The following is a 3,863-nucleotide window of genomic DNA, read 5'->3' on the forward strand; positions in this document are numbered from 1 at the left end:
CGCGCCGCTACCTCGGCGACGAATTCGACATCCACGGCGGCGGCATCGACCTGCGCTTCCCGCACCACGAGAACGAACAGGCCCAATCCCACGGCGCGGGCTGGCCCTTCGCACGCCTATGGGTCCACAACGCGTGGGTGACCACCAAGGGCGAGAAGATGTCTAAGTCCCTGGGCAACGTCCTGTCCATCGGGGCGCTGACCGAGGAATACCCGGCCGTCGCCGTGCGCTGGGCCCTGTCCACCGTCCACCACCGCTCCGCCATCGAATGGGGCCCCGAGACCCTGCCCGCCGCGCACGCCGCCTGGGAAAAGTTCTCCACCTTCGTCGCCCGCGCCATCGAGACCGCGGGGGAGGCTCCGACCTCCGAAATTACCCTGGCACCCGCCGACCTGCCCGAGGCCTTCGTCGCCGCCATGGACGACGACCTCAACGTCGCCGGCGCGCTCGCGGTCCTGCACGAGCACCTCAAGGCCGGTAACGCCGCGCTTGCTGCCGGTGACGTTTCCGGTGTCTACCGCGAGCAGGTCCTCGTCCGCTCCATGCTGGACGTGCTGGGGCTGGATCCCGCTTCGGAGCAGTGGCGCGGACAGGCCGGCATCGGCGCGGGTGCCTCTGGTGCGGCTGCCGCCGAGCATTCGGCGCTGGACGCGCTGATCCAGTCCGTGCTGTCTGAGCGGGCTGCTGCCCGCGCCGCCAAGGACTGGGGACGCGCCGACGAGCTACGCGACCGGCTGGCCGCCGCCGGCATCACCGTCGCGGATGGCCGCGACGGCGCGACGTGGAGTGTCGGCTGATCGGCGGCTGAGCTGCGGCTGAGGGTCGTGCTGCTTTGTGCACCCGTGGGCGTCGGCCCGCCCGCGAGTCGTCCACGCCGCGAGTTTCGCTCGGCGCGTCGACTCGTTGTCCGGCCAGGCCCTGCCGCCGCCCACGGGCACCGCAGCCTGGCCCGCGTCTCGCAGATTCCGCGTTTGTTCTTGTGATTGGGTGTGCTGCACCCGATTGATTGGGTGTGCTGCACCCGATCCGTAGGCAGTGCACCTCTTCTGATCGGGTGCAGCGGCCCGTAACGGGTGCAGCGGCCCGTAACGGGTGCAGCGGCCCTCGCGCTGTTGTTTCGACCGTAGCTAGGTCCGGCCGTCCGCCTACGGGCGCAGCGGAGACCGTACTGTGACGTGAGGGATCATCTGTTGCTCGGGGCGGGCGCGGTTAATTAGAGGTCTGCTGTTGTTGAAGCTGACTGGAGCCGGTGAAGGGAAGCATACCTGTGTTGGCGGACGAAACCGCTCCCTCTGCCCGACTCGTTGTGGGGAATTTCGTGTGGAAGAACGATGTGCCCATCCTTCTGCTGTGTATTCTGTTCATCCCGATACGAAGTTAGGAGTACAACCTTCATCTGTCGGCTGCCTTGAAAACTGGAGCCGAGTATGCGCTCACCTTCTTCACTCAAAGTCCATTTGATAAGATCTGCTACTTTCTTGTCGTCTTGAGAAGTTGAGGCTTCTAACTCAGTTGCGTGCTCCGGTGTCCAGGTGACTGGGTTTATTACTTGTGTAATGCGAGGAACCTGGCGCTGAATAGTTCGTGATACGTAAAATGCAATGTACTGAATTTCCTGCCTAAAGTATCTCCCCGCGGGACAGATATAGGCTGACTTTCTCTTATAGGTTTCCCAGCTGCCTCGACTGTCGGGGACAATCATTGTGTCCTGTTTCGTAGCTGGACGTTCTTGCCACTGGTTCATCCAGATTTCCTGGTAGTTCTCATCCAACCAGGTGCCAAACGTCGGCGAGATCAACTCGGCAAGTTCGCGAACGCGTGACATGAGCATGGGGAGGTCATAATCGCGGGCGTAGTCATGATGCGCAATCCTATTGCGAAACTGACGCACATCGTTGACAAGTGATCGTACTCGTTTAGCATCTGGAGCTTTGCTGGTTTGTGGATGCCGAAAGGCTCGGTGAAGAGCTTGTCTCCATATCTGATCGTGTTTGCGATCAAGAAGCTGTACCCAGAATCCAAATGTTAAGTTGGCGATGATCTGATCGCGCGTTTCGGTCTTCTCACTTCGTTTAATTAAATTTCTTGCCGTGTCGATATGTTGTCGCTCGTTTTCTGTGAGTTTGCATGAATCTTGGAGAAACCAAGGTATTCCACGTCCTGGTTCGTCAAAATACTCTTTGAGTTGTTCGTCAAGCGCATTCCTCAGAAGAATCTCTGTCTGAGATAGCATCGGTAGGCAGGCGGCCGCCATACGCGTGTTCCAGGCATAGAGATCGAGAGCGAGTGAGAGATCTCCGTCGCAGGTTTGGAGGCTCTTCGCATTTGAGGGTGTAGGGGTATTGGGTGGAGTTGGGCGTGTCGTGGTTGTGTAGGGGTCGAGGTCTTTCGATGATGGAGATTCCTACACCGTCCATCCGAAAGACCTCGACATGCCCAATACTACCTTTGATCGCCCCGACCTGAGCGCGTTCACGCGCCTGGATGACCTGGGCCTGGAAGTAACCGGCCAGCGCATTGAGCCAGACCACGCAGTGTTGGCATGCCGCATCGTTGGTGAGGATCGGTGGTGTCGCCGCTGCGGGTGCCAGGGCGAGGCGCGTGACACGGTAGTCAGGCGCTTGGCGCACGAGCCTTACGGGTGGCGTCCCACGATTTTGCACGTGAGCGTGCGCCGCTACCGGTGCCCAGAGTGCGCTCACGTGTAGCGTCAGGACATGAGCCAAGCGGCCGATCCGCGCGCCAAGCTCTCACGGGCGGCGGTGCGCTGGGTGCTCACTGGGCTGGTCGTCCACCATTTGACGGTGGCGCGTATCGCCCAGGCCCTGGGCGTGTCCTGGAAGAGCCGCTAACACCGCTGTCCTGGCCGAAGGAGAGCGCTCACTGATCAACGACCCGACCCGGTTTGAAGGCGTGCGAGTCATCGGCGTGGATGAACACGTATGGCGCCACACCCCCTACGGAGACAAGAATCGTCACCGTCATCTTGGACTTGACGCCCATCCGCGACCGCAGTGGCCCCTCACGACTCTTGGACATGGTCCCGGGCCGCTCCAAAAAGGTCTTCAAAACCTGGCTGGCCTCCCAGCCCGACACGTGGCGCGAGCGCATCGAGATCGTCGCTATGGATGGATTCACCGGGTTCAAGAGCGCCGCCGCCGAAGAACTCCCCGACGCGACCACGGTCATGGACCCCTTCCACGTCGTACATCTCGCTGGCAACGCCTTGGATGAGTGTCGTCGGCGCATTCAGCAAGAACTCCACCATCGGCGCGGTCGGGCCACAGATCCCCTCTACAAGGCCCGCAGGATGCTGCACACCAGATCCTGCCTACTCACCGCGCGTCAGCAGCACCAGATACTCGACCTGTTTTCCAACGACGAGCACGTCTCACTCGAGGTCACCTGGAGCGCCTATCAGAACATCATCGACGCCTACCGCTCATCCAACGCGCGTGGGGGCAAAACTTTAATGCACGAGGAAATCACGCGCCTCACCTCCACAAGCGTGCCCTCCTCCCTCACCGAGCTCATCACGCTAGGTAGGACACTCAAACGCCGAGCCACAGACATCCTGGCCTACTTCGATAACCCCCACACCAGCAACGGCCCCACCGAAGCCATCAACGGACGCCTCGAACACCTACGCGGCTCCGCCCTCGGATTCCGAAACCTCAGCCACTACATCACTCGAGCGCTCCTCGAAACCGGAGGATTCAAACCCCAACTACACCCCCAATTATGAAGAGCCGGTTTGGAGGTACGGTCGGAGACGGGGTTCAGTGATGTACGCGAGGAGGTCTTCGTTAGCTTCGTCGCTACGCTTGCTATCGCCCATTGGACCAGTCTACCATTGGTAATGG

Annotated in this window: 2 protein-coding genes and 1 pseudogene; 2 read left to right on the forward strand and 1 reads right to left on the reverse strand. The window is 60.8% G+C overall.

Annotated features, from left to right (window positions below):
* Window positions 1-797: DALR domain-containing protein (locus O3932_RS10380; RefSeq protein ID WP_371538298.1), on the forward strand; the 797-nt coding region annotated here is incomplete at its 5' end.
* A gap of 416 nt (window positions 798-1,213) precedes the next feature.
* On the opposite strand, the gene O3932_RS10385 is transcribed toward O3932_RS10380, so the two are convergent.
* On the reverse strand, window positions 1,214-2,254 hold the full coding sequence (locus O3932_RS10385) for a hypothetical protein (protein WP_371538300.1): 1,041 nt from the start codon (window positions 2,252-2,254) through the stop codon (window positions 1,214-1,216).
* 178 nt (window positions 2,255-2,432) lie between these two features.
* On the opposite strand from O3932_RS10385, the pseudogene O3932_RS10390 reads away from it, so the two are divergent.
* A pseudogene (locus O3932_RS10390) lies at window positions 2,433-3,745 on the forward strand (ISL3 family transposase).
* Window positions 3,746-3,863 lie beyond the last annotated feature (118 nt).

This window comes from Pauljensenia sp. 20925_1_25, assembly GCF_041433955.1.
Classification (GTDB): domain Bacteria; phylum Actinomycetota; class Actinomycetes; order Actinomycetales; family Actinomycetaceae; genus Pauljensenia.

Coding starts and splice junctions, on each gene's coding strand:
- O3932_RS10385 (WP_371538300.1), bottom strand. CDS start 2,254: ATGGCGGCCGCCTGCCTACCGATGCTATCTCAGACAGAGATTCTTCTG.